At 35.9% G+C, this 3,980-nt stretch carries 3 protein-coding genes; all 3 read left to right on the top strand.

Annotated elements, in window-relative coordinates; all coding sequences use genetic code 11:
• Positions 1 to 302 precede the first annotated feature (302 nt).
• Complete coding sequence (locus tag ABY905_RS14750) at positions 303 to 1,034, top strand: hypothetical protein (protein ID WP_372645221.1); 732 nt, start codon at positions 303 to 305, stop codon at positions 1,032 to 1,034.
• A gap of 180 nt (positions 1,035 to 1,214) precedes the next feature.
• Positions 1,215 to 2,705 (top strand): DUF1254 domain-containing protein, encoded by a 1,491-nt coding sequence (locus ABY905_RS14745; RefSeq protein WP_372645219.1) that lies wholly within the window; start codon positions 1,215 to 1,217, stop codon positions 2,703 to 2,705.
• Positions 2,706 to 3,194: 489 nt separating this feature from the next.
• Positions 3,195 to 3,767 (top strand): transposase, encoded by a 573-nt coding sequence (locus tag ABY905_RS14740; protein WP_372645217.1) that lies wholly within the window; start codon positions 3,195 to 3,197, stop codon positions 3,765 to 3,767.
• The last annotated feature ends 213 nt before the right edge of the window (positions 3,768 to 3,980 follow it).

Raw genomic sequence — 3,980 nt, 5'->3', positions numbered from 1 at the left:
GGGGCTTAAAGGACAGCTTAGGAAAAGTTTCCCTTTTGGGGCAAGGGCTGTTCATAATTATATGGACTTATTCTATTTTATGTATGTTAGCTACTTTGCCTTACTCTATTTTATTGTTTGCTTCCTAATTTTCATAAATTTAATAGAGTTTAAATATGTTGTGCATTTATATGTCTGATTAAGAGTTTTGTTAGCTGATTGGTAAAGTGGATGTGATAACTAGATATACATACTGGTTAAGGTAATGTGTAGCGATTTTATATAAAGAGATTCCCTTTTTTTTAATGTTCAAATTTTTGATGATGAATAAAAAATTAATGACACCTAAACAAGCATGGGATGAGCTAGTCTCATTTTGGTCTCCATTTTCATTTATGTTGGTGCCGGGGGCAAGTGCAAAACAAATTCAAGATTTCCAGATACGGGAAGATGTCATACTTCAACCCAGACTTAGAGAATTAATTAGCATTTACAGTGCATTTGATATTCCGGCGGGATATAATCTTGATTTTTGTGCCGAAGCCACCCTTTATACTATAGATACATGGGTGAGGTTTGATAAATCAAGTATGAATACCATAATGGATGATCCAGATTGGTGGCCTGATATTTTTAGAAAAAATAATTGTCCAAGTACATTAATGAAAGACTATATCGTGATTGGATCTAATCCTTGGGGAGCAGATTATGGTTTTTATGTCATGTTGCATCAATCAAGTAATACTGTTTTTAGCATTGATGAGAATATTCCGGAGATTAAACCAATGGGAGATATCGTTACATGGCTTGCTGAAAACCGTCTTGGAGATTTGAAAAATGCTAAGGCTTATGTAGATAGTTATAATAAAGAATCAGATAATGGCGGTGGGGCTGGTATTTCTAAAGAAAACCGTTTTTATTTAGAGCTAGGATACCCTGAGGCTTTGGCCAGATGGGAAAAAGTAGAATCAAAATTTATATCAACTTTCGATGGAATTAGCACCATGGAAGCTGCATCAGCCGGCAAGATAGAAAAAGCAGCAGGCTTGCAATAGTGCCTGCTCGAAAGTGAAAAAAAATAAGTGTAAATAATAAAATATCAAAAGAAGGGAATATACATCGCCTATTGTGAATGATGGGATAAATAAATGAAAATCCCGTAGGTGACAAAAGAGAAATATCATGGGCCTTAAAGCTCGATTTGAAATTTGAATATCATTATTAAAATAAACGATATGGATAAGACAAATTTGATGGAATTAGAAAAAGTTATAAATAGCAGTAACAACAACAACAACAATTCAAGCACTAAAGATAAATTGATAGATGCATCTGATACAGATGATTCAACGATTAGTTGGCAGGAAGAATATGCATATACTCTGGGAACCCAGGCTTATATATGTGCCTACTCGTGGCTTTATTTTGCTCAACTTCGATACAGATGGCTTTCGAGAAACAAAACATATGAGTATAACGGTCCTGATATGCCATATAACCAATTTTATCATTATAAAGATTTAATTACTCCAGCTTCTAATGCAGAAGGTACACCCAATACCGACACCTTGTACTCTTTATGCTTTTTAAATTTAGATAAAGAGCCTATCGTATTTAGTCATCCTGCTATTATAGATAGATATTTTTCATTTGAGATTGCCTCTATGACCTCTGATAATTTTGGGTATATAGGGCAAAGAACGACAGGGAAACAAGAAGGCCATTTTTTAATTGCCGGCCCCAATTGGGATGGTAAATTACCTAAGGGTTTGAGATCCTGTGATATAATAAGATACCCAGAAAAATCTAATGGTACAAGATTGATGAATTTGCCCGTGACTTCACCAACAAAATATGCTTTTGGACTTGTTAGAACAGAAGTAAGAGACGGTGATGTTAAAACGGTGCACGATATTCAAAAAAAATATATACTCACCCCTTTAAGTCAATGGGTTAATAATGAAGACCCAAATCCTATAGATGGAAATACATTTAAACCTTATGAATTAAGAAAAGAGGGCTCCTTGGAAGAATGGAAAACCATCAATAGATTTATGATTGATAATCCTTGTTTGGTACAAAATAAAGAATTTTTCAAGCAATTCGAACAGATTGGAATTGGTCCTGGAATTATGATTGAAGATTTGGATGAGTCCACGAAAAAAGGATTGATAAGAGCAGCTTTGGAAGGTAAGCGATTAATAAAAGAAATGGGTAAAGAAGGGGTGGGTTGCTCTAAAAAAAATGGTTGGAGTTTTCCTCCACGTGAAATGGGAAGTGCTGGTTATTTTCAAAAATTTGAACTTAGAGGAGCTATTCAATGCGCTGAAGGGATGATTTCGAATGACCCAGAGGAAGCTATATATCCAAATACAACGGTAGATTCTGACAACAAACAACTTAATGGGGCAAATAGATACACCATGACTTTTAGGGAAGAAGAAATACCTGATGTAAATGCTTTTTGGTCTTTGACATTGTATGGATCAGATAATAAGTTGGTCGCAAAATCAAAAAGCTATTGTTTCTCAAGTCGAAATTCTTATAAATTAGAACCAGGAGGAAGGCTAGTTATTCATATACAAGCAGAAAAACCTTCTGGTGCAGCCATTAATTGGCTGCAATCGCCAAAGAATAAAGAGTTTTTAATGGTATTAAGGGCATACCTTCCAGGGGGTGATGTTTTAAGTTCTAATTGGAAAATCCCTGGATTAGTAAAGCAATAAGTTTCAACTCGATTGATGCTTGAATTTTAATTAGAGAGAACTAAGCTGTGGTGCGAGAGCCACAGCTTTTTTTATGTGCAACTTGTTGGGCGTCGAGATGCGCCGTATTGAGAGTCTCACTTTTTTTGTGAGGCTCTCAATTACGCTTCAGGGCTTATGCTCATTTACCCCCGCTACCGCACGATTTTATCGTGTGGTAAGTAAAAAGGATAATAGGTTTCATAGCTTAAATGCTAAGAGTACAGTCTAATAAATTTTTGCTAATACTGTTTAGTTCTTTTGGATTTATAACCAGTTAGAGTACAAGCTGGTTAGAAATAAAACATAATGAGCCACACGATAAAATCGTGCGGCAGCGTAAGGAGAATAAAGATGAATCCTCGCTAGTCCGAGCATGTAATGCTGATGCGAGCGTAGCCTGCAAAGGTAAAAAACGCATAGGTTTAATTAATCCCGAAACAAGGGAATCATGAAGCCCATTTAATTATCATGTCAGAAAAGTATAAAGGTCGATATAGAATAGAATCTGCTCGATTGAAAAATTGGGATTACGCCAGCAGTGGACTGTATTTTGTTACCATTTGTACGGCGAATCGTGAATTGTATTTTGGTGATATTGTAAATGGGGAAATGATTTTATCTGCAGTGGGAGAATTAGCCAAGACCTATTGGAACGAGATTCCCAAACATTTCCCATTTGTCGAATTGGATTCATTCGTTGTGATGCCCAATCACGTGCATGGAATCATTACAATCAATAAACCTGATGATGGCAAAAATAATAATGACCGTAAGGTAGAGACGTCCAATTTGGGCGTCTCCACATTGGACGTCTCTACCACAAGGATGGCATCAAATGCATGGAAACCCGGATCATTGGGTGTTATTATAAATCAATACAAACGAATATGTACGATAAATGCCAGAAAGATTCATGCCGATTTTGCATGGCAAAGTCGATTCTACGATCATATCATTCGGAATGATGAAAGCTTGGAGAGAATCAGAGATTATATCAAAAGCAATCCTTTAAAATGGGCGATGGATAAGTTTTATGAGTGAGGATATGAATTTGTAATCATGCCCAATCACGTGCATGGCATCATCACAATCAATAAACCAGATGATGGCATCAAATGCATGGAAACCCTCATCATTGGGTGTTATTATAAATCAATACAAACGTATATGTACGATAAATGCCAGAAAAATTCATGCCGATTTTGCATGGCAAAGTCGATTCTACGATCATATCATTCGGAATGATGAAAGTTT

Source organism: Ancylomarina sp. (genome assembly GCF_041555295.1).
Lineage (GTDB): Bacteria > Bacteroidota > Bacteroidia > Bacteroidales > Marinifilaceae > Ancylomarina.
This window is presented reverse-complemented; position numbering and strand designations above follow the sequence as displayed.

Bases quoted from the DNA above. Each gene is read 5' to 3' on its own strand.
- ABY905_RS14750 (WP_372645221.1), top strand. From the start codon at position 303: ATGAATAAAAAATTAATGACACCTAAACAAGCATGGGATGAGCTAGTC.
- ABY905_RS14745 (WP_372645219.1), top strand. From the start codon at position 1,215: ATGGATAAGACAAATTTGATGGAATTAGAAAAAGTTATAAATAGCAGT.
- ABY905_RS14740 (WP_372645217.1), top strand. From the start codon at position 3,195: ATGTCAGAAAAGTATAAAGGTCGATATAGAATAGAATCTGCTCGATTG.